The 20,057-nt window shown below is 74.2% G+C and carries 18 protein-coding genes; 11 read left to right on the top strand and 7 right to left on the bottom strand.

Annotated features, from left to right (window positions below; all coding sequences use genetic code 11):
- Positions 1-45: 45 nt before the first annotated feature.
- Both ABD249_RS01430 and ABD249_RS01425 read left to right on the top strand, forming a co-directional pair.
- Positions 46-687, top strand: a complete 642-nt coding sequence (locus tag ABD249_RS01430; RefSeq protein WP_344339556.1) for a hypothetical protein — start codon at positions 46-48, stop codon at positions 685-687.
- Entirely contained in the window at positions 684-2,708 is a 2,025-nt protein-coding gene (locus tag ABD249_RS01425; protein WP_344339554.1) for a YhgE/Pip family protein, read from the top strand. Before ABD249_RS01430 ends, ABD249_RS01425 begins: the two co-directional genes overlap by 4 nt.
- A gap of 570 nt (positions 2,709-3,278) precedes the next feature.
- Here ABD249_RS01425 and ABD249_RS01420 read toward each other — a convergent pair.
- The gene (locus ABD249_RS01420) at positions 3,279-4,781 is read right to left on the bottom strand and encodes an Ig-like domain-containing protein (protein ID WP_344339551.1); all 1,503 of its coding nucleotides are present in this window, start codon (positions 4,779-4,781) and stop codon (positions 3,279-3,281) included.
- Positions 4,782-4,961: 180 nt separating this feature from the next.
- On the opposite strand from ABD249_RS01420, the gene ABD249_RS01415 reads away from it, so the two are divergent.
- Positions 4,962-6,194: an Nramp family divalent metal transporter gene (locus ABD249_RS01415; protein WP_344339549.1), complete on the top strand. Its 1,233-nt coding sequence runs from the start codon at positions 4,962-4,964 to the stop codon at positions 6,192-6,194.
- Positions 6,195-6,200: 6 nt separating this feature from the next.
- Here the strand turns inward: ABD249_RS01415 and ABD249_RS01410 are convergent, their stop codons facing one another.
- On the bottom strand, positions 6,201-6,863 hold the full coding sequence (locus ABD249_RS01410) for a TrmH family RNA methyltransferase (protein ID WP_425546268.1): 663 nt from the start codon (positions 6,861-6,863) through the stop codon (positions 6,201-6,203).
- A 100-nt stretch (positions 6,864-6,963) separates the two neighbouring features.
- Between ABD249_RS01410 and ABD249_RS01405 the strand changes: the two genes are divergently transcribed.
- Positions 6,964-7,788: an HAD-IIA family hydrolase gene (locus ABD249_RS01405; RefSeq protein ID WP_344339547.1), complete on the top strand. Its 825-nt coding sequence runs from the start codon at positions 6,964-6,966 to the stop codon at positions 7,786-7,788.
- A 79-nt stretch (positions 7,789-7,867) separates the two neighbouring features.
- Here ABD249_RS01405 and ABD249_RS01400 read toward each other — a convergent pair whose 3' ends face one another.
- The 4 genes from ABD249_RS01400 to ABD249_RS01385 form a co-directional block, all read right to left on the bottom strand.
- Complete coding sequence (locus ABD249_RS01400; protein ID WP_344339545.1) at positions 7,868-8,518, bottom strand: hypothetical protein; 651 nt, start codon at positions 8,516-8,518, stop codon at positions 7,868-7,870.
- Complete coding sequence (locus ABD249_RS01395) at positions 8,515-8,874, bottom strand: PadR family transcriptional regulator (RefSeq protein ID WP_344339543.1); 360 nt, start codon at positions 8,872-8,874, stop codon at positions 8,515-8,517. The genes ABD249_RS01400 and ABD249_RS01395 overlap by 4 nt, the downstream gene beginning before the upstream one ends.
- Before the next feature lie 85 nt (positions 8,875-8,959).
- Positions 8,960-9,556 carry a hypothetical protein gene (locus ABD249_RS01390; protein ID WP_344339541.1) on the bottom strand — a complete coding sequence of 199 codons (597 nt, stop codon included), beginning with the start codon at positions 9,554-9,556 and terminating at the stop codon, positions 8,960-8,962.
- A gap of 4 nt (positions 9,557-9,560) precedes the next feature.
- Positions 9,561-10,985, bottom strand: coding sequence for a sugar porter family MFS transporter (locus ABD249_RS01385; RefSeq protein ID WP_344339538.1), 1,425 nt, complete (start codon positions 10,983-10,985; stop codon positions 9,561-9,563).
- Between the two features lie 100 nt (positions 10,986-11,085).
- On the opposite strand from ABD249_RS01385, the gene ABD249_RS01380 reads away from it, so the two are divergent.
- Positions 11,086-11,475 carry a hypothetical protein gene (locus ABD249_RS01380; RefSeq protein WP_344339535.1) on the top strand — a complete coding sequence of 130 codons (390 nt, stop codon included), beginning with the start codon at positions 11,086-11,088 and terminating at the stop codon, positions 11,473-11,475.
- An 11-nt stretch (positions 11,476-11,486) separates the two neighbouring features.
- Positions 11,487-13,304, top strand: a complete 1,818-nt coding sequence (locus ABD249_RS01375) for a GAF domain-containing protein (protein ID WP_344339533.1) — start codon at positions 11,487-11,489, stop codon at positions 13,302-13,304.
- Between the two features lie 125 nt (positions 13,305-13,429).
- Here the strand turns inward: ABD249_RS01375 and ABD249_RS01370 are convergent, their stop codons facing one another.
- On the bottom strand, positions 13,430-13,792 hold the full coding sequence (locus tag ABD249_RS01370) for a hypothetical protein (protein WP_344339531.1): 363 nt from the start codon (positions 13,790-13,792) through the stop codon (positions 13,430-13,432).
- A 384-nt stretch (positions 13,793-14,176) separates the two neighbouring features.
- On the opposite strand from ABD249_RS01370, the gene ABD249_RS01365 reads away from it, so the two are divergent.
- The 5 genes from ABD249_RS01365 (at position 14,177) to ABD249_RS01345 (ending at position 20,056) form a co-directional block, all read left to right on the top strand.
- The gene (locus ABD249_RS01365) at positions 14,177-15,790 is read left to right on the top strand and encodes an LPXTG cell wall anchor domain-containing protein (protein WP_344339529.1); all 1,614 of its coding nucleotides are present in this window, start codon (positions 14,177-14,179) and stop codon (positions 15,788-15,790) included.
- 237 nt (positions 15,791-16,027) lie between these two features.
- Positions 16,028-17,296 carry a hydroxymethylglutaryl-CoA reductase, degradative gene (locus tag ABD249_RS01360; RefSeq protein ID WP_344339527.1) on the top strand — a complete coding sequence of 423 codons (1,269 nt, stop codon included), beginning with the start codon at positions 16,028-16,030 and terminating at the stop codon, positions 17,294-17,296.
- Entirely contained in the window at positions 17,293-18,243 is a 951-nt protein-coding gene (locus ABD249_RS01355; protein ID WP_344339525.1) for a hydroxymethylglutaryl-CoA lyase, read from the top strand. Before ABD249_RS01360 ends, ABD249_RS01355 begins: the two co-directional genes overlap by 4 nt.
- Positions 18,240-18,674 (top strand): hypothetical protein, encoded by a 435-nt coding sequence (locus tag ABD249_RS01350; protein ID WP_344339523.1) that lies wholly within the window; start codon positions 18,240-18,242, stop codon positions 18,672-18,674. The genes ABD249_RS01355 and ABD249_RS01350 overlap by 4 nt, the downstream gene beginning before the upstream one ends.
- Positions 18,674-20,056, top strand: a complete 1,383-nt coding sequence (locus ABD249_RS01345) for a tripartite tricarboxylate transporter permease (protein ID WP_344339521.1) — start codon at positions 18,674-18,676, stop codon at positions 20,054-20,056. Before ABD249_RS01350 ends, ABD249_RS01345 begins: the two co-directional genes overlap by 1 nt.
- Position 20,057 lies beyond the last annotated feature (1 nt).

The raw sequence follows: 20,057 nt of genomic DNA, 5'->3' as shown, positions 1-20,057 counted from the left end.
CTGGTCAGTTCATAATAGCATCGACCGGTCGCGAGGAGGATGCGGATGGACGTGCGGATCGAGCAGGTCGCCATGGGACGAGCGCTGCCCCCGACGGATGCGGCGTTCGCCTCGGGCGAGGCGACGCTGCTCGTCGTCGAGACCGAGCAGCGCCCCACCGTGCTGGGGCTCGTCGCCGCGGGGCGCATGGTGCCGAGGGCGGGGCGCGTGCTGCTCGACGGCGTGGAGGATCGCCGCGGGCTGCGCGCACGCGTCGCCCTCGTCGACGCCCCGCGCGCCTCCGACCCCGACCCGGCCATCACGCTCGCGGGCGTGCTGGCGGAGGAGCTGCTCTTCGCGGGCGTGCCCGGCAGCCCGCGCAGCGTCCGAGGCTGGGCGGCGCAGCTCGACGTGCTCGCCGACCTCGACGTGCCGATCGCCGACGTCGCCCCCGCCGTGCGCACCCGGCTGCTCGCCGAGCTCGCGATCCTCCGCGACGACGTCGAGGCGATCGTGCTCGCGAGCCCCGATCGCCACGGCGGCGATCCGCACGACTGGTGGGCGCTCGCGCGCTCGCTCGCCGACCGCGGCTTCGCGGTGCTCGTGCTCGCGAGCCCCGCCTCGGCGCGCGTGCTGTGTGCCGCCGACGCATCCGCGCGGCATGCGGCGCCCCGCACCGCGCTCGAGACCCAGGAGGCAGCGGCATGACCGTGCCCCAGATCGTGCTCGCCGAGCTGCGCAGGCTCGTCGCGACGCCCATGGCCCGCATCGCGCTGCTCGCGCTGTGCACCGTGCCGCTGCTCTACGGCGGCCTCTACCTGTGGGCGAACCAGGACCCCGAGGGCAGCCTCGACGCCGTGCCCGTCGCGCTCGTCGTCGCCGACGCAGGCGCGACCGACGCCGACGGCGCCGCACGCGTCGTCGGCGACGAGGTGGCCGAGCGGCTCGTCGCCTCCGACGACTTCGACTGGCATCGCGTGACCGCCGCGAGCGCCGCCGCCGGCGTCGAGGACGGCACGTACGACTTCGCCGTGACGCTGCCGACGACCTTCTCCGCCGACCTGCTGAGCGCCGCCGGCGACGACCCGCGCCGTGCTCGCGTCGTGCTCGAGACGAACGACGCCAATGGCTACCTCGCGGGCACCATCGGCGAGCGCGCGACCGACGCGATCCTCGCCTCCGTGCGCGAGTCGGTCGGCGAGGAGGCGGCCGGGCGACTGCTGCTCGCCATCTCCGACATCCGCACCGGGCTCGTCGACGCGTCCTCGGGAGCGACGAGCCTCGCCTCGGGCGCGACGCAGGCGCATGACGGGTCGACGGCCCTCGCCGACGGCACGGCGCAGCTGGCGACCGGTGCGGATGCGCTCGCCGCGGGCGCAGGCGACCTCGCGTCGGGCGCACAGCAGGTGGCCGACGGCGCGGCACCGCTGGCCTCCGGGCTCGCGGCCCTGCAGTCGTCCACCGCCTCCCTGCCGGCCGACGCCGCCGCGCTCGCCGCCGGCACGCAGCAGGTCGCGGACGGCGACGCGCAGGTCGCGACCGTCGGCGCGCAGGTCGCCCAGGTCACGAGCGGCCTGGCCGCCGACGTGCCGCAGACGCGCGCCGACGTCGTCGCCGCGCTGCAGGCGGCGGGGCTCGACGACGCGCAGGTCGCGGACGCCCTCGCACCGCTCGACGCGCTCGGTGCCGCGATCGTCGACGGCGACGGGCAGGTGCAGGCCGCCTCCGGGCAGCTGCAGCAGCTCGCCGCGGGCGCCCAGCAGGTCGCCGACGGTGCGAATCGGCTCTCCGCCGCCGCCCCGCAGCTCGCCGACGGCATCGCGCAGGCGTCCTCGGGGGCGTCGCAGCTCTCGTCGGGTGCGACGACGCTCGCCTCCGGCGCCGCGTCGGCGTCGGCCGGAGCGACGACGCTCGCCTCCGGCGCCCACGACGCCGCCGACGGCGCCGCGAGCCTCGACGCCGGCATCGCGCAGCTCGACGACGGCGCGTCGCAGCTCGCATCGGGCCTCGACGACGCCGTCGCCGAGATCCCCGACTCGAGCGCATCCCTGCGCACCGACCAGGCGCAGACCATCGCCGATCCCGTCGGGCTCGACGCCGACGCCGTCACGAGCGCCGGCTCCTACGGCGAGGGGCTCGCGCCCTTCTTCCTGTCGCTCGCGGCCTGGATCGGCATCTACGCGCTGCTGCTCATCGTGCGTCCCGTGTCGCGACGGGCCGTGACGGCGCTGCGCTCGCCCATCCGGGTGGGCATCGCCTCCTGGCTCGCGCCCGCGTCGCTCGGCGCGCTGCAGATGGTCGCGCTCTTCGGCATCGTGACGCTCGCCCTCGGCTTCACGCTCGCGGTGCCGCTCGGCGTGCTCGGCGTCATGCTGCTCGCCTCGGCAGCGTTCGCGGCCATCATCGTCGCGCTCAACGTGTGGCTCGGATCCGTGGGCCAGTTCCTCGGGCTCGTGCTCATGGTGGTGCAGCTCGTCACCGCGGGCGGCACCTTCCCCTGGCAGACGCTGCCCGGTCCGCTCGCGGCGCTGCACCACGCGATGCCGATGACGTACGCCGTCGAGGCGCTGCGCCAGGTCATGTACGGCGGATCGTCCGCCGTCGCCTGGCACGACGTGCTCGTGCTCGCGCTCTTCGGGGCCGGGGCGCTCGTGCTCGTCATCCTCGGCGTCGCGCGGATGATGGATCACCGCACGCTGCGGGACCTGCAGCCGAGCCTGATCGGCTAGCCCTTCGAGACGGCTGCTCGCTCCGCTCGCGGCCTCCTCAGGGAGCGGGTGGGGCGACCCCCCAAACCGCTCCCCGAGGCGCGAGCGCAGCGAACGAACGGGGCGCAACCGCCCCCCGAGGTGCGAGCGCACCCCCAACCGCCCCCTGAGGCGCGAGCGCACCCCCAACCGCTCCTGAGGTGCGAGCGCACCCCGAACCGCCCCCTGAGGTACGAGCTACCCCGAACCGCTCCCTGAGGTGCAAGCGCACCCCGAACCGCTCCCTGAGGTGCAAGCGCACCCCGAACCCTGAGGTGCGAGCGCACCCCGAACCGCTCCCTGAGGTGCGAGCGCAGCGAGCCTCGAAGGGCAGCCGCTCAGCGCCACGGGCGACCCACCCGGCGCCCGCGCCGCGCGCGGCCACCCCAGGAAGCGGACGGGCGACCCCGAACCGCTCCCCGAGGCGCGAGCGCGCCCCCAACCGCTCCCTGAGGTGCGAGCGCACCCCGAACCGCCCCCGAGGCGCGAGCGCACCCCCAACCGCTCCCTGAGGTGCGAGCGCAGCGAGCCTCGAAGGGCAGCCCGTCCGCGTCAGGGGCGACGCACCCGGCGCGCGACGAGCCCGGCGGCACCCGCCGCGACGAGCAGCATCGCGAGCCCTGCGAGCCACATCTCGACGCCGTCGCCGGTGCGCGGCAGCGCAGCACCGGCCTGATGCGCAGCGACGGCGGGCGCCGTCGCGGCGGGCGTCGCAGCCGGTGCGGACGGCGAGGCGGACGGAGCCGGGACGGCCGGCTCCGACGGCGGGGTGGACGGGACCGGAGCGGCCGGAGCGGTGGCGGTCGCCGTCGTGGTCGCGGTGCCGGTCGCGTAGGTCGCGTCGCCCGAGTACGTCGCCGTCACGGTGGTGGCGCCTGCGGGGAGGGCGATGCGACAGGTCGCGACGCCGTCGACGAGCGGCGCGGCGGCGCACACGGCGTCGCCCGCACCCGTCCCGATGGCGACGGTGCCCGTGGGCGTGTCGAGCTCGCCGTCCACGCGCACCGTCGCGAGCACGACGTCGCCCGCCGTCGTCGTGGCGGTCGCATCCGTGGTCACCGTCACGGTCGGCGTCGCGCCCTGCACGACGACGCGCTGCGGAGCGGAGGTCGACGCGAGCCGGAGGTAGTCGCCGCTGTACGTCGCGGTGATGTCGGACGTGCCGACCGGCAGCGAGATCTGGCACTCGATGGGGGCGTCCGTGATCGTGATGGAGCAGAGCACGGCGTCACCGGCGCGCACCTCCACGGTGCCGGTCACCGGGTTGAAGTCGAAGACGTCGGTGTCGGTCGGTGGGTTCTGCACGTCGACGCGCACGGTCGTGGGCTCACCGATGGACGGCGTGCCGTCGGTCACGACGGTCGCGGTCGTCGTGGTCTGCGCCCTGAGCACGGAGATGGACGCCGGCTCGCTCACGGCCTCCCCGTAGGTCGCGTCGCCGCTGTAGACGGCCCGGATGCCGAAGGTGTTGGGGAAGGCGGTGCCGAGGGACGTGCATCGCGACGTGCCCTGCTGCAGCGGGGTGCAGGAGAAGAGGACGCCGCTCAGGTACACCGAGCCCGTCGGCGTGCCGTCGGCACCCGTGACGGTGACGTCCGCGACGATCCGGTCGCCGACCGCGATCGGATTCCGGACGTACGTCAGGGTGACGGCGGCCTGCGGCACCACGTCGTACGTGACGGGCGTCCCGAATCCCGAGGTCTCGTAGAAGCAGGCGAGCAGGATGTCCGCGGACCGCGGACCCGAGTAGTCGAATCGGTACCGGTCGTCGCCGAGCGGCGACGCCAGCAGCTCGTTCGCGCCGTCGACGATCGCGTAGGCGAGGGTGAAGTCGCGGTCGCCGTCCGTCGGCGCGCAGGTGAACTCGTAGGTGACGGTGGCGCCGGGCGCGACCGCACCCTGCGGGGTGGTCACGACGGAGGTCGGCGCGTCGGCGCGCGCGGCCGGAGCGGAGGCGACGAGCGCGAACGCGGCCAGCAGGCACGCGAGCACGAGGAGCACGGTCGCTCGCAGCGCGGGCAGGCGCGATGCGGCGAAGGCGGAGGAGGGGGACATGCACGGCCTTTCGAACCCGGCATGAGCGATCCTCATGCGTGGCCGAACCTATGCCCCAGGGCACGGTCCTCCAATGCAACGCCGTCCGCTTCGTCCCCCGAATCGCCTCGTGTCGAGCCGTCCCCCTGCCCGTGACGAGACGGGTTGCCCTTTCGCTCGGCCTCCGTCTACAGTTTCGGCATGCCGAAACTCGCCGCGCTCGGCCGCCCCCGCCCGCTCTGGCTGCTCGGGCCGGCCCTCGTCGCGGGCGTCGCGTACCTCGACCCCGGCAACGTCGCCGCGAACATGACGGCGGGCGCCCGCTTCGGCTACCTGCTGCTCTGGGTCGTCGTGCTCGGCAACCTCATGGCCTGGCTGATCCAGTACCTCTCGGCGAAGCTCGGCATCGTCACGGGCAGGTCGCTGCCCGAGGTGCTCGGCGAGCGGTTCGGCTCGCGCGCCGGGCGCATCGCGTACTGGCTGCAGGCGGAGGCCGTGGCCATGGCGACGGACGTCGCGGAGGTCATCGGCGGCGCCGTCGCCCTCTGGCTGCTCTTCGACATCCCCCTCGTCGCCGGTGGCGCCATCACCGGTGCGATCTCGATGGCGCTGCTGTGGATGCAGACGCGGCGCGGGCCGAAGGTCTTCGAGGTCGTCGTCACGGGGCTGCTCGTCGTCATCGCCGTCGGCTTCACGGCCGGCGTCGTCGTCGCCCCGCCCGGCGCAGAGGCGCTCGGCGGGCTCGTGCCGCGGTTCGAGGGGCCCGACACCGTGCTGCTCGCTGCATCCATCCTCGGCGCCACGGTCATGCCGCACGCGATCTACGCGCACTCGAGCCTCACGCGCGACCGCTTCCAGCATCGCGAGCGCGACGGCCTCGCCATCCCCCGCCTGCTGCGCGCGACGCGCTGGGACGTCTCGATCGCGCTCGCCATCGCCGGCACCGTCAACGTCGCGATCCTCGTGCTCGCCGCCGCGAACCTCGCCGGCGTCGAGGGCACCGACTCCCTCGAGGGCGCGCATGCCGCCATCGGTGCGGCGCTCGGCGCCGGCATCGCGACCCTCTTCGCCGTCGGGCTGCTCGCCTCCGGCCTCGCCTCGACGGCGGTCGGCGCCTACGCGGGCTCGGAGATCATGCAGGGGCTCGTGAAGGTGCGGGTGCCCGTGACGACGCGTCGGCTCGTGACCCTCGTGCCGGCCCTCGTGATCCTCGCGCTCGGCGTCGACCCGACGCTCGCGCTCGTGCTGAGCCAGGTCGTGCTGTCGTTCGGCATCCCGTTCGCGCTCGTGCCGCTCGTGTGGCTCACGTCGCGTCGCTCGGTGCTTGGCGAGCACGTGAACCGCTGGTGGACGACGGCGCTCGGCGCGCTCTTCGCCCTCGCGCTCGTGACCCTCAACGTGCTGCTGCTCATCCTCACCCTCACGGGCGCCTGAGCGGGCTCAGCCGACCGGCGCGTGCACCCGCAGCCACTCGTGCATGACGACCGCCGCCGCCGCGGCCGCGTTCAGCGAGCGCGTCGAGCCCAGCTGCCGCACGTGGACGTGCTCGACCGCGGCGGCGATCGCCGCCTCCGTCAGCCCGGGGCCCTCCTGCCCGAGCAGCAGCACGCACGTCCGCGGCAGCGGCGCCGCGTCCACCGGTCGGGAGGCCGGATGCGTGTCCACGGCGACGATCGGCAGGCCCGCCTCGGCCGCCCAGGCGGCGAGCGCCTCCACCGTCTCGTGGTGCCGCACGTGCTGGTAGCGGTCGGTGACCATCGCGCCGCGACGGTTCCAGCGCCGCCGGCCGACGATGTGCACCTCGGCGGCGAGGAACGCGTTGGCCGTGCGCACGATCGAGCCGATGTTGAGGTCGTGCTGCCAGTTCTCGATCGCGACGTGGAACGGATGCCGTCGCCGGTCGAGGTCGGCGACGATCGCCTCCATGCTCCAGTACCGGTAGGCGTCGACGACGTTGCGGCGATCGCCGTGCTCGAGCAGCTCGGGGTCGTACCGGTCGCCGCTCGGCCACGCGCCGACCCAGGGGCCGACGCCCACCTCGGGCGCGGCCTGGTCGGGCGCGGCGTCCTCCGGCGGCACGTCCTCGGGTGGCGATGCGTGCACCGTGCACCTCCCCCGCGTCGACGGGAGCGCCCCGTGCGTGCATGCGACCAGCATCCCACCGGCACTGCCGCGCCGGCGGCATCCGCGCTAGCGTCGAGGAATGCGCGATCGCACCGACATCGAGTGCTGGCTGACCGACATGGACGGCGTGCTCGTGCACGAGAACCATGCGCTGCCAGGAGCTCAGGCCCTCATCCAGCAGTGGACCGACGCGGGCACCGAGTTCCTCGTGCTCACGAACAACTCCATGTTCACGCCCCGCGACCTCGCCGCGCGCCTGCGAGCCTCCGGCCTCGACGTGCCCGAGTCGCGCATCTGGACGTCGGCGCTCGCGACGGCCGACTTCGTCAAGCAGCAGATGCCGGGCGGATCGGCGTACGTGCTGGGGCAGGCCGGCATCATCACCGCCCTGCACGACGCGGGCTTCACCATGACCGAGACCGACCCGGACTTCGTCGTGGTCGGCGAGGTGCGCGACTACTCGTTCGAGGCGATCACGAAGGCGATCCGCCTCATCGACGGCGGCGCGCGCTTCATCACGACGAACCCGGACGCGACGGGCCCAAGCCCCGAGGGCCCCCTGCCCGCGACGGGATCGGTCGCAGCGCTCATCACGGCGGCCACGGGCAAGCTGCCGTACGTCGTCGGCAAGCCCAACCCGATGATGTTCCGGTCGGCGCTCAACAAGATCGGCGCGCACTCGGAGACGACGGGCATGATCGGCGACCGCATGGACACCGACATCATCGCCGGCATGGAGGCGGGCCTGCACACGGTGCTCGTGCTCACGGGCATCACGACGCAGTCGTCGATCGACCAGTTCCCGTTCCGCCCCGACGAGATCGTGTCGGGCGTGCACGAGCTCGTCGAGGCGGAGCCGCATGAGTCCGACGTCGACGCGGAGCCGCCGCACGCCGACGTCTGACCGCGGGACCGCCTGACGCCGCGACGCGTCGGGGCGACCCCGACGCGACGCGCATCGCAGGCGCCCGCCCGCCTCGCGATCAGGCCTGCGGGAACCGGATGGGGTCGTCGAGCTCGCTGCCGCGACGCCTGGCGACGAGCATGAGCGCGCCGAAGCCACCGAGCAGCAGGATGCCGGCGCCGAGGACCGGCACGGCGGGGAGCGCGAGCGCGGGGCCCGCGAGCGCCACCGCCAGCAGGACGACGAGGGCGCTCGCTCCGCCGAGGAGGAGGATTCCGAGCACCGGGCGCTCGACCGCGAGACGCAGCACGACCTCCCCCTTCGCGACGAGCGCCAACGCCACGACGACGCTCGAGAGGACGAGCGCGACGGTCGTGCCGATGGCGATGCGGGCATCGCCCCCGGATGCGAGCGCCGCGGCGCCGCCGACGAGCAGCTGGATGCCCAGCGTCACGAGGGCGCTCTGCGCGCAGACGCGGACGACCTGCGGTGCGGTCCATCGCGCCGTGTCGGGAAGGTCGAGGGATGCGGCGTACTCCTTCGCCTCGCCGAAGGCCTCGACGACGGATCCTCCCTGCTCGGCCATGTGGGTCTCGACCTCGAGCAGGGCGTCGCCCACCGTCGCGCCCGAGACGCCGCGCAGGCGCAGCTCGACGATCAGCGCCTCCGCCCATGCGGCGTCCACGTGCGGCGCGCGCTCGCGCACCTCGTCGTCCAGCGAGATCCTCATCGGTGCCTCTCCTCCTGCGATGCGGTGACCACGGTGCTCGTGATCGTGGCGAATGCCGACCAGCGCGCGGCGTCCTGTCGGAGCTGCTGCGCGCCGTGCGCGGTGATGACGTAGACCTTCCTCGCCGGGCCGTTCGCCCCGGCGAGCCACTCGGTGGTCACGAGCTCGTCGCGCTCGAGCCGAGCCAGCAGCGGGTAGAGCGTGCCCCCGCCGATCGCCCCGAGCCCGGCCTCGTCGAGCCGCTGCGCGATCGCGTAGCCGTGCAGCGAGCCGTGCTCGGCGATCACCGCCAGCGCGCACAGCGCCAGCGGCCCGCGCAGCCATTGGGCCGGCCACTCCTGGATCTCGTCGGTCACGAGATGAGCATATGGCGACCTAGATGGCGATGCAACCTAGATCGCGACGAGACCTTCCGCGGCCGCAGCCGACCGCTCGTGCACGTCAGCCGGACGCGAGCAGCCGCGCCGTGTGCACGGCGAACGCCGCCGCCGCGGCGAACGACGCGACCGCGACGACGGGCAGCAGCGCCTCGACGCCGCGCATCGGCACCTCGCGGCCCGAGAGGCCGTCGAGGCGCACCCAGCCGTAGACGGCGGCCTTGCCCTGGGAGAGGGCGACGATGCCGAGCAGCAGCGCGAGCGCGAGCACCGCGGCTCCCGCGACGAGCAGGCCGAGCGGCACCTCCCCCTCGCCGAGCAGCGCGCCCAGCAGCATCCCGGCGCCGAGCGCCGCCGCGCCGACGGGCAGCGCCCACCAGCGCACGGGCGGACCGAAGCCGCGAGCGATGACGATCGAGAACAGCAGCGAGACCGCCACCGACGTGACGCCGGCCACGACGCCGCCCCACGCCGCAGCGCCGCACACGCGCTCGGAGGCGGCGCATGCGAGCGTCAGATCCGCGAGGCCCGAGCCGGACAGCGCTGCGAGCACCGCGCCGAAGCCCAGCAGCACCCACGACGAGACGAGCCCGAGCCAGCCCGTGCCCGCCTGACCGAGGACGACCCGCCGCGGCGTCGGGTAGAGGCGATCGCGCAGCATCCGGCTACGAGCGTCCCTTGCGCGCGGCGAGCTCCTCGGGCATGTCCTCGAGCTCGACGCCCTTCGTCTCCGGCACCTTCAGGAACACGAACACGAACGAGAGGGCGGCGAACAGCGCGTAGAACCCGTAGGCGAACGTGAGGCCGATCTCGGCGAAGACGGGGAAGGTCGTCGAGATGAAGAAGTTGGCGAGCCACTGCGCGGCCGCCGCGACCGCGAGCGCACCCGCGCGGATGCGGTTCGGGAACATCTCCCCCAGCAGCACCCACACGACCGGGCCCCACGTCGCGCCGAAGCCGACGACGAAGAGGTTGGCGGCGACGAGCGCGATCGTCGACCACGGCGCCGTGAGCACCGCCTCGCCGTCCTGCAGCGTCGCGAACGAGAACGCGAGGGCCATCGTGCCGAGCGAGACGGCCATGAGCGCCGAGCCCGCGAGCAGCATCACGCGCCGACCGACCTTGTCGATGATGAGGATGGCGACGATGGTGACGGCGATGTTCGTCACCGAGGTGATGACGCTCGTGAGCAGCGCATCCGACTCGTCGAAGCCCACCGAGCGCCACAGCGTCGTCGAGTAGTAGAAGATCACGTTGATGCCCACGAACTGCTGGAACACCGACAGCAGGATGCCGACCCAGACGATGGGCTTCAGGCCGAGCGTCTTCCCCAGCAGGTCGCGCAGCGACTCGCGGTCCTCGCGCTCGAGCGACGTGCGGATCTGCTCGATGCGCAGGTTGACGTCGGGCTCGCCCGTGAAGTCGAGCAGCACCTGCGAGGCCTTGTCGACGTCGCCGCGCGCCACGAGGAAGCGTGGCGACTCCGGCAGCCGGATGGCCATCACCCCGTAGATCACGGCCGGGATGGCCTCGGCGATGAACATCCAGCGCCAGGCCTGCAGCCCGACCCACAGCTCGCCTGCCGCACCGCCGGCGAAGGCCGCGAGCGCCGCATTCGACAGCAGCGCCGTGAAGATGCCGAGCACGATCGCGAGCTGCTGCAGCGAGCCGAGCCGGCCGCGCACGTGCGCGGGCGACACCTCGGCGATGTAGGCGGGGGCGATGACGGAGGCGGCGCCGACGCCGAGGCCGCCGATGACGCGCCACACGATGAGGTCGACGACGCCGAATGCGAGGCCCGAGCCGATCGAGGAGGCGAGGAAGAGCAGCGCGGCGACCATCATCACGGGGATGCGGCCGAAGCGGTTCGCGATCTGCCCGGCGAACCAGGCGCCGGCGACGCAGCCGAGCAGCGCCGACGACACGGCGAAGCCCTTCACCGCCGCCGAGAGGTCGAACTCGCCGGCAAGCGCATCGACGGCGCCGTTGATGACGGCGGTGTCGAAGCCGAAGAGGAAGCCGCCGAGGGCTGCCGCGATCGCGATGCCCACGACCCTCGCGTTGACCCGCCTGTGCCCGTCGCTCGCCATGGCATCCTCCTCGTCGCCCCGTCTGCCTCGGTACGGTACGCCCCTCGCGCGCGAACCGCGCAAGGCTGCGGCGCCGGGTCTCGCGCGGTAGGGTCGCGCCGTGATCCCCGACGAATGGATGCCGCATCGGCGCGCCGACGGCGAGACCGTCGGGTACGTGCACCTCGCCGACGGCGGCCTCTTCCAGGGCATCGACCTGCTGGGTCGGCCGCTCGGCGAGCCGGGCGAGTGGCTCGCGGTCGAGACGATGCTCGACGACCACTCGATCGCGTGGCTCGACGGCTCGTGGTCGCTCGCGCTGCCCGACGGTCGCACGGTGCGGGCGCGCATCGCCGAGCTGTCGAGCGCCCACGTCGTGCTCGTGGAGGACCGCCTCGGCTCGATCGACGGCGCACCGCCGGCACGCTTCGAGGTGCCCGTGCCCGTGGCCGAGGGCGTGCTCGAGCCGGCGCCGCCGCTCACCGAGTGGCCGCCCGCGGCCACGGCGTAGGCGCACCGGCCGTGGAGGCGTCGCCGCTGTCGCGGATCCTCGACGACGCGCTCGCAGGCGCCTCCGTCGACGACGCGCGCATCCGCGAGGCGCTGCCGCAGCCGGAGGAGGCGGCGGCGATGCGGCGGCTGCTCGACGAGCGCGAGCGCCTCGTGCGGCGCGACCTGCAGCTCGGCGCCATCATGGCCTCGACGCGCGACCTGCTCGACGTGCACGAGGTCGACGCGATGCTGCAGCGCATCGTCGACCGGGCGTTCGAGCTCATGGGCGTCGACGTCGCGTACCTGTCGACGTACGAGCCGCACGAGGATCAGCTGTACGTGCGGGCGACGCGCGGCATCGCGTCGCCGCGGTTCCTCGGCATGGTCGTGCCCGCCGGCGTCGGCGTCGCGAGCCTCGCCGTGCGCACGCGGACGCCGCAGTGGGTGCTGGAGTACGCGCGGACGACGCTGCCCCACGACGCGATCATCGACGACGTGCTCGCGGAGGAGGGCCTGCGCTCGCTGCTGGGCGTGCCGCTCGTGGCGCACGACCGCGTGCTGGGCGTGCTGTTCGCGGCGACGCGGCACGCGCACCGGTTCTCCGCCGACGAGATCGCGCTGCTGTCGACGTTCGGCGGTCACGCGGCGATCGTGCTGCAGGTCGCGAGCCTCTTCGAGGACGTCGCATCGGCGTCGCAGCTCGCCGAGGATCGCCGCAGGCATACCGAGTGGGCCGCCGACCTGCATGCCGAGCTCGCGCGCGCCGCCGTCGACGGCGCCGATCCCGCAGCGCTGACCGCCACCCTGTCGGCGGCGCTCGAGCGACCCGTCGCGCTGCTCGACGCCGACGGCCGGCTCGTCGCGGGCGACGGGATGCTCGCGGATGCGGTGCCGTCGCTCTCGCGCGCGCTCCGGGCGTCGCGTCGCGAGGGGGTCGCGGTCGTCGTGGCGGGCGCGGTCGAGCTCGTCGCACCCGTGCTCGCGAGCCGCGAGCGCCCGGGCGCGCTGCTCGTCGGCCGGGCGACCGATCAGGTGGCGCTCGACGGCGTGCGGCGCCGCACGGTCGAGCGCGCGGCCCTCGTGCTCGCGTTCCTCGCGGTGCAGCGCGACGCGGTCGCGGATGCGGAGGATCGCGTGCGCGGCGAGCTCGCGCTCGACGTGCTCGACGGCGCCCCGCCCGCGGCCGTGCGTCGCGCGGCGGCCCGTGGCTTCGCCGTCGACGCGCCCTGGGTCGCCGTCGCCGTGCCTGCGACCGCCGAGACCCGCGCCCGCTGGGTCGCGGTGTCGGGGCGCCGTGCGGCGTGGCTCACGGCGGCCACGCCCGACGGCCTCGTCGTGCTCGTGCCGCACGCATCCCCCGCCGCCGCTGCCGCCGAGGTGCTCGCGACGCTCGGCGCCGAGGGCGCGCTCGCCGTCGGCGCCGCATCGACCGCCCTCTCCGGCGCCGCGACGGCGGCGACGCTCGCGACGACGACCGCGCGCCTCGCCGCCGGGCTCGGCCTCGACGGTGCCGTCGACGCGGCGAGCCTCGCTCCCTACGCGGGGCTCTTCGGCGGCGACGGCGCCGCGGCATCCGCCTCCATCGCCGCGGTGCTCGCGCCCGTGCTCGCCTGGGACGCCGAGCGCGGCACGGCCCTCGTCGAGACGATGCGCGCCCTCCTCGACGCGCGCGGATCGGTGCAGTCGGCGGCAGCGGCCCTGCGCGTGCATCCGAGCACCGTCAAGCAGCGCGCCGCCCGCGTCGGCGTGCTGCTCGGGCCCGCGTGGACGGACCCCGAGGCGCGCTTCCGCGTCGAGGTCGCCGTGCGGCTCGAGCTCGCGCGCCGTGCGCTGCGGTCTCCGGGCTGACCCGCGCCGCGTCGCTCCCTCCTCCTCCTCCGAGGTGCGCTTCCTGCAACCAGGGGCGGATGCATCCGCACCCCGGCGCAGCAGGCGCACCTCGGAGGGGCGGGCGTCGGGGCGAGCGCGAGGGCTCAGACGTCGTCGGGCGTCTGCCCCGCCTCCGTCGCCGTGAACCAGCCGAGCCATCCGGCGTCGGTCTCGACGACCTCGTACGGTCCGCACAGCAGCACGGTGTCGGGCAGCTCGTCGCCGGAGGCGAAGCCGCCGTAGCGACCGTCGAAGGGCAGCGAGCGACGCGTCCCCTCCTCGCAGCCGACCGGCGCGGTGCCGCCCCGCACCGCGATGACCGCGTTCGTCTCGTCGTTCGTCGCCGTCGTCTCGATGCCCTCGGCGTCGGCCGGCAGCCAGGCCGGCGCCGAGACGCCGACCCACCCCTGCTCGGCGGCGGCCACGTCGTCGTACGACTCCGAGTGCACGTGCTGCATCGCGTCCATGGCGCTCGTGCAGCCGCCGAGAGCCAGGGCGAGGGTCGCGCCGACGGATGCCGCGAGCGCGGCGCGATGCCGCCGACCCGATCGCGAGGAGCCGACGTGACGGTCGGAGGAGGCGGGGAGGGGAGACGGTGAGGTTCGCATGCTCACAGCCCACCGCAGGCCGCGTCGCCGCGCGTCCTCCGCGGAGCCCGTCCCCGTCATCCGGGAGGACGACCGCGGGATCCCGCACGCCCGCCTCCCACGACACGCCGGGCGTGAGGAATGTTCGACTCGGCCGGTAGGCTCGCGATCATCCGGGCCTCCTCGCGCCGGCTCACCTGCCGCCGGAGCGCTCGGATGCGTCCTGCGCGGCTCGATGCGGCCTGGCCGCACAGGAGTGGATCCATGCGTCGGACCCTGCACCGCACGGCGGCAGCCGTGCTCACCGCCGTGGTGGCGATCGGCGGCGCGCTCGCGCTCGGCGTCGCACCCGCGAGCGCCGCCACCTTCGGCTACTCGGGCTCGCTCTCCGACGGCGTCACGACCCTCGGACCGGGCTGCGCCACCTTCCCCGAGTCGTCGGCCTTCTCCGACGTCCAGCAGTTCGCGGTCACCGCCGCCGGCGAGTACGACCTGTCGATCACGCAGGCATCGCGGATCGGCCTCGAGCTGCATCTCTTCCAGGGCGCGTTCGACCCGCAGTCGGCCAGCGGATGCATCGCGGCCGCATCGAGCTCGCAGACGGCGCTCGCATCGATCGACGCGACGCTCGCCGCGGACACCCAGTACTTCCTGGTCACGAGCGGCCAGTCGAGCCAGGGGCAGGCGTCGTTCACGAACGCCATCTCGGGCCCGGGCGACATCGTGCCCGTCGCGCCGACGGTCGCCGTCACCCTCGCGGAGGGTCAGCCCTTCAACGCCGCTCGGCTCCCCATCCGTCTCGCCGTGACGTTCTCGGAGCCCGTCACGGGCTTCGGCCTCGACGACGTGCGCGTGCTCGGCGGCGCGACGAGGCCCGATCCGGCGTACGTCGAGGCCGGGATGCGCCTCACCGGCTCGGGCGCAGCCTACGAGCTCACGATCCTCGACCTGCCGAGCGCATACCTGGGCAACCACTCGGTGACCGTCGTCGCGGGCGCGGCCGTGACCGCGCGCGGTGCAGCGAACCTCGCGTCGCCCGAGACCATCACCTTCGGCTTCTCCCCGACCTCGCCCACCGCGCAGGTCCGGGCGATCACGGCGCCCGTCGTCGAGCTGCCCGCCACCTTCGAGATCGTCTGGTCGACGTGGGTGCAGGGCTTCGACCTCTCCGACGTCCAGGTCTCCGGCACCGCCGGCCCGTCGGACGTGACGCTCTCGGGCGAGGGCGACACGTTCCTCGTGACGGTGCGCGCTGCCGAGCAGCCCGGCACCATCACGGTCGGAGCCGCCAACGACGGCGCGACGTCGGCGGGCCTCACGAGCCTGTTCGTCATCCCCGCGACGCTCGAGTACCAGCCGACGGCACCCGGCGTCACCATGACGCCGTCGGCGGAGCAGCCCGACCCCGCCGCCGTCGTCTTCGACGTCGTCTTCTCGCAGTCCGTCACGGGCGTCGAGGCGAACGACTTCAGCGTCTCCGGCACGGCAGGCGCGACGACCGTCGCCGTGACCGGCTCGGGCACGACGTACGTCGCGACCGTCACCGGCGCGACCCAGGTGGGCACCGTCGTCCTCGCGATCGCCGAGGGCGCCGGCACGACGACCTCGGGCTTCGGCTCCCTCGCCGCGACGTCGACCGTCGGCGCCGTGACCGCGGTGCCCGTCGTCGAGCCCACGCCGGGCACCCCGGCGCCGTCCGCCCCCGCGCCGTCCGCATCCGCGCCCGGCGCATCGGCACCCGCCGTCGCCGGCGGGCAGGCAGCCGCAGGCGCGGCGTCGCTGCCGCGGACGGGCTTCGAGTCGACGTGGATGCTGCTCGCAGCCGCCATGCTGCTGCTCGGCGCCGGTGTCGGCGCGCGCAGGCTCGCGCGCCGCTGACGGGCCACGGGTCGGCGCCGCCGACCCCGCCACGGCCGTCCGCTCGAGCACGAGCGGGCGGCCGTCGTCGTTCGTGGGGCCTGCGTCGCGCGCGCACGTCACGCGCGACCCTGGCCCGGAGTCGACGAGGACACACCCGTGGCCCGGAATGCATCCGCTCGAGACACATGCCGTGCCGTGCACCACTGCTTGCATTGCCGAGGCAGCGCGACGTCGCGCGCCAGGAAGGCATGCATCGTGGCACGCACCTCCCGCCTCAGCGGGCTCCGCTCCCTCGCACCGCACGAGCGACGCGCCGCCATCGCCGCCGAGCTCGGCATCGAGCCGGGCGACCTCGGCGCCTTCCTCGACGGCGGCATCGACCTCGAGCAGGCCGACCGCATGGTCGAGCACGCGATCGGCACGATCGGCATCCCCGTCGGCGTCGCGACGAACTTCGTGATCGACGGCCGCGAGATCCTCGTGCCCATGGCGACCGAGGAGCCCTCCGTCATCGCCGCCGCGAGCAACGTCGCGCGCATGGCGCGCCCGCTCGGCGGCTTCACGACCACGACGACCGGCCCGATCATGCAGGCGCAGGTGCAGCTGCTCGACGTCGCCGACGTGCACGCCGCCCGCGCCCGCATCCTCGAGCGCGAGGCCGAGGTGCTCGAGCTGGCGAACGCGCAGGATCCACGACTCGTCGAGCACGGCGGCGGAGCCCGTCGCGTCGACGTGCGCATCGTCGAGGGCGAACGGCGCGTGCACCTCGTCGTGCACCTCGTCGTCGACGTGCGCGACGCCATGGGCGCCAACGCCGTGAACACCATGGCCGAGGCCACCGCTCCCCTGCTCGCGAGCATCGCGCAGGGCAGGCACCTGCTGCGCATCCTCACGAACAAGGCCGACCTGCGCCTCGCCCGCGCTCGCGTCGCGATCCGCGCCGAGGACATCGGTGGCCCGCAGGTCGTCGCCGACATGCTGGAGGCGGGCGCGCTCGCCCACGACGATCCGTACCGGGCGGCGACGCACAACAAGGGCATCATGAACGGCGTCACGGCCGTCGTGCTCGCGACCGGCAACGACACCCGCGCCGTCGAGGCGGGCGCCCACGCGCACGCCGCACGCGACGGGCGGTACCGGTCGCTGTCGACGTGGGAGCGGGATGCCGACGGCAACCTGGCGGCGACGCTCGAGCTGCCGATGCCCGTCGGCCTCGTCGGCGGCGCCACGCGCAGCCACCCCGCGGCGCAGGCGGCCGTGCGCATGACGGAGGTGACGACGGCCGACGAGCTCGCGCGCATCGTCGTCGCCGTCGGCCTCGCGCAGAACGTCGGCGCGGTGCGCGCGCTGTCGGCCGAGGGCATCCAACGCGGCCACATGGGCCTGCATGCCCGCAACGTCGCGGTCTCCGCCGGCGCGGCCGGCGACGAGGTGGATGCGCTCGCCGCCCGCATCGTCGCGGCGGGCGCCGTGCGCGCCGACGTCGCCGAGCGCGAGCTCGCCGAGCTGCGAGCCGGCCGATGAGCGTGCGCGACGTGGGGCTGCCGCAGCGCGAGCCCATGCGCGGCACGCCCGACGACGTGACGATCTGGGAGGTCGCGCCGCGCGACGGCCTGCAGGCCGAGGCGACGACGCTCGACGTCGACGATCGCATCCACGCCATCCGCATGCTCGCCGCCGCCGGCCTGCCGGTCATCGAGGTCGGCTCGTTCGTGCGCGCCGACCGCGTGCCGCAGATGGCGCACTCGGATGCGGTGCTCGCGGGGGTCGCGGACCTCGGCATCCGCACGCCCGTGCTCACCCCGAACCTCCACGGCTACCACGACGCCGTCGCCGCCGGCGCGCGTGACGTCGCGGTGTTCCTCAGCGTCACCGAGACGTTCTCGCGCGAGAACCTCGGCGCGAGCCGTGCGGCGACGGAGGCCGCGGCGCGCGAGGTCGTGGCGCATGCGCGAGCCGACGGCGTGCGCGTGCGAGGGTATCTGTCGATGGTCTTCGGCGACCCCTGGGAGGGACACGTGCCCCTCTCGGACGTCGTCCGCGTCGCCACCCTGCTGCGCGGCTGGGGCGTCGACGAGCTGTCGCTCGGCGACACGATCGGCGTCGCGACCCCCGGGCAGGTGCGCGTCGTCGTCGACGCGCTCGCCGCCGAGGGCATCGCACCCGACTCGATCGCCCTCCACATGCACGACACCTACGGCATGGCCCTCGCCAACGTGCTCACGGGCCTCGAGGCCGGCGTGCGCACGTTCGACGCCGCCGCGGGCGGCATCGGCGGCTGCCCCTTCGCGCGCAGCGCCACCGGCAACCTCGCCACCGACGACCTCGTCTGGATGCTCGACGGCATGGGCATCCGCACCGGCGTCGACCTCGACGCCCTCACCGACGCGAGCGCGTGGCTGTCCTCGGCCCTCGCTCGCCCCATGTCGTCGCGCGTCGCACGCGCGCTGTCCACGAAGGAGCACGCATGAGCGAGCAGTCCCGCCTGCTGGAGGTGTGGGGCGACACCGTCGACTCCCGGCACCTCGTCTGGTCGATCGTGCTGGGCGTCGGCCTCGGCGCCCCCACGTACCTCCTGGCCGCGTGGGCGTTCGGGCAGCTCGAGGTCGATCCCGGCCTGCAGCGCTCGTACGCGCTGCTCGCGGGCATCGCGGCGTGCATCGTGGCCGCCGTGATCGCCGCGCGGCTCTTCGCGCCGAAGCGCATCGTCGAGATCGGCCAGGAGACGGCGGGCTCGCGCGACGAGGCGATGGACCGCATCGAGGCTGAGATCGGCCCGCTCGGCGACCCCGACGAGCTGCCCGCACGCCTCGTCGCCGAGGTGAAGGCCCTCGGCCTGTACGACGACCTCGCCGCGCAGCACCGTCGCCGCACCGAGGCAGCGCGGGCGGAGGGCGTCTGATGGATCTCCTCGCCCTCATCCCCTGGGCCATCGGCATGGCCGTCGTCGGCGCGATCGTCTTCGGCCTCCTGGGCCTCGTCTCCGGCACCGACGAGACAGCGACCATCGCCCCCATCACGCTGCTCGTGATCCTGCTGGGCGTCCCGCCCGTCGGCGTCTTCGCGTTCTTCATGGCCGCCATCTCGGCGAAGCACATCACGCACGCCATCCCCACGACCCTGCTGGGCATCCCGGGCGACACGCTCGCCGCGCCGCTCCTGCGCGACGCGCAGCTGCTGCGCGAGCTGGGCGTGCCCCACATCGCGTTGCGCAAGGCCATCTCGGGCGGCGTCATCGCCGCGCTCATCGCCGTGCCCGTCGCCGTGCTGTTCGCCTGGATCCTCACGCCCTTCTCCGACGCGATCACCGCCGTCGCGCCGTGGCTGTTCCTCGCGGCCGCCGCGGCGATCGCCGTGCTGTCGAAGGGCCGCTGGGCGGCGCTCGTCGCGCTCGTGCCGTTCGTGCTGCTCGTCGTCGGCCTGCAGGCGTTCGCGACCGAGGCGCTCGGCAAGGGCCTCTCGATCGCGTTCTTCCTCGGCATCGCGACGGGTCCGCTCATCGCCGACCTGTTCCTCGCCCTCTCCCCGAGCGGCCGTGCCGGCATGCGCCGGGACGCGCCGCGCACGTTCGAGCTCGCCGCCGACTCCCGCACGTGGTCGGGTCGCATGCCCAACCCGCTGCAGGTGCTCGACGCGCGCCAGGCGGCGTCGACCGCCGGCGCCGCGGTCGTGTCGAGCGCGACGTTCGTCTTCTCGCCGGTCGCGATGACAGTGCTCATGGGCGAGACGTTCGCAGGCCGCATCAAGAACGGCTACCGCCGCCTCACGTCGATGATGGCGATCAAGAACGGCACGACCGAGTCGACGTACATCGCCGAGACGCTCATCCCCCTCATCGCCATCGGCCTGCCCCTGTCGCCCATGGCCGCGGGCCCCGCCAACCCGCTCTTCAACGCGCCGCCGGTCTACACGATCGACGCCGAGGCGGGCACGTCGAACAACCTGCACGACCTCCTCGAGCCGTGGCAGTTCCTCGTGTTCGGCCTGCTCGCGGTCATCATCGCCGTGCTCATGACGTACCCGTTCGCCATGACGCAGGCGCACCGCGCGGCCTCGTGGATCATGCGGAAGGTCTCGCACGAGGCCGTCATCGGCGCCTTCGCCGGCCTCATCGCCGTCATCTGCCTCTACGAGGGCGGCCTCATCGCCCTCCTCGTCGCGATCACGGTCGGCCTCGTCGGCGGCATCCTGAACAAGCTGTTCCAGATGCACACGGGCGTCCAGTTCATGGGCTACTACGTCGCGGTGCTGACGGTGCCGGCGATCACGGCGCTGCTCGGCTGAT

This window comes from Agrococcus versicolor (genome assembly GCF_039531815.1).
Classification (GTDB): domain Bacteria; phylum Actinomycetota; class Actinomycetes; order Actinomycetales; family Microbacteriaceae; genus Agrococcus; species Agrococcus versicolor.
The sequence above is the reverse complement of the archived record's forward strand: the minus strand, read 5'-3'. Positions and strand labels throughout refer to the sequence as shown.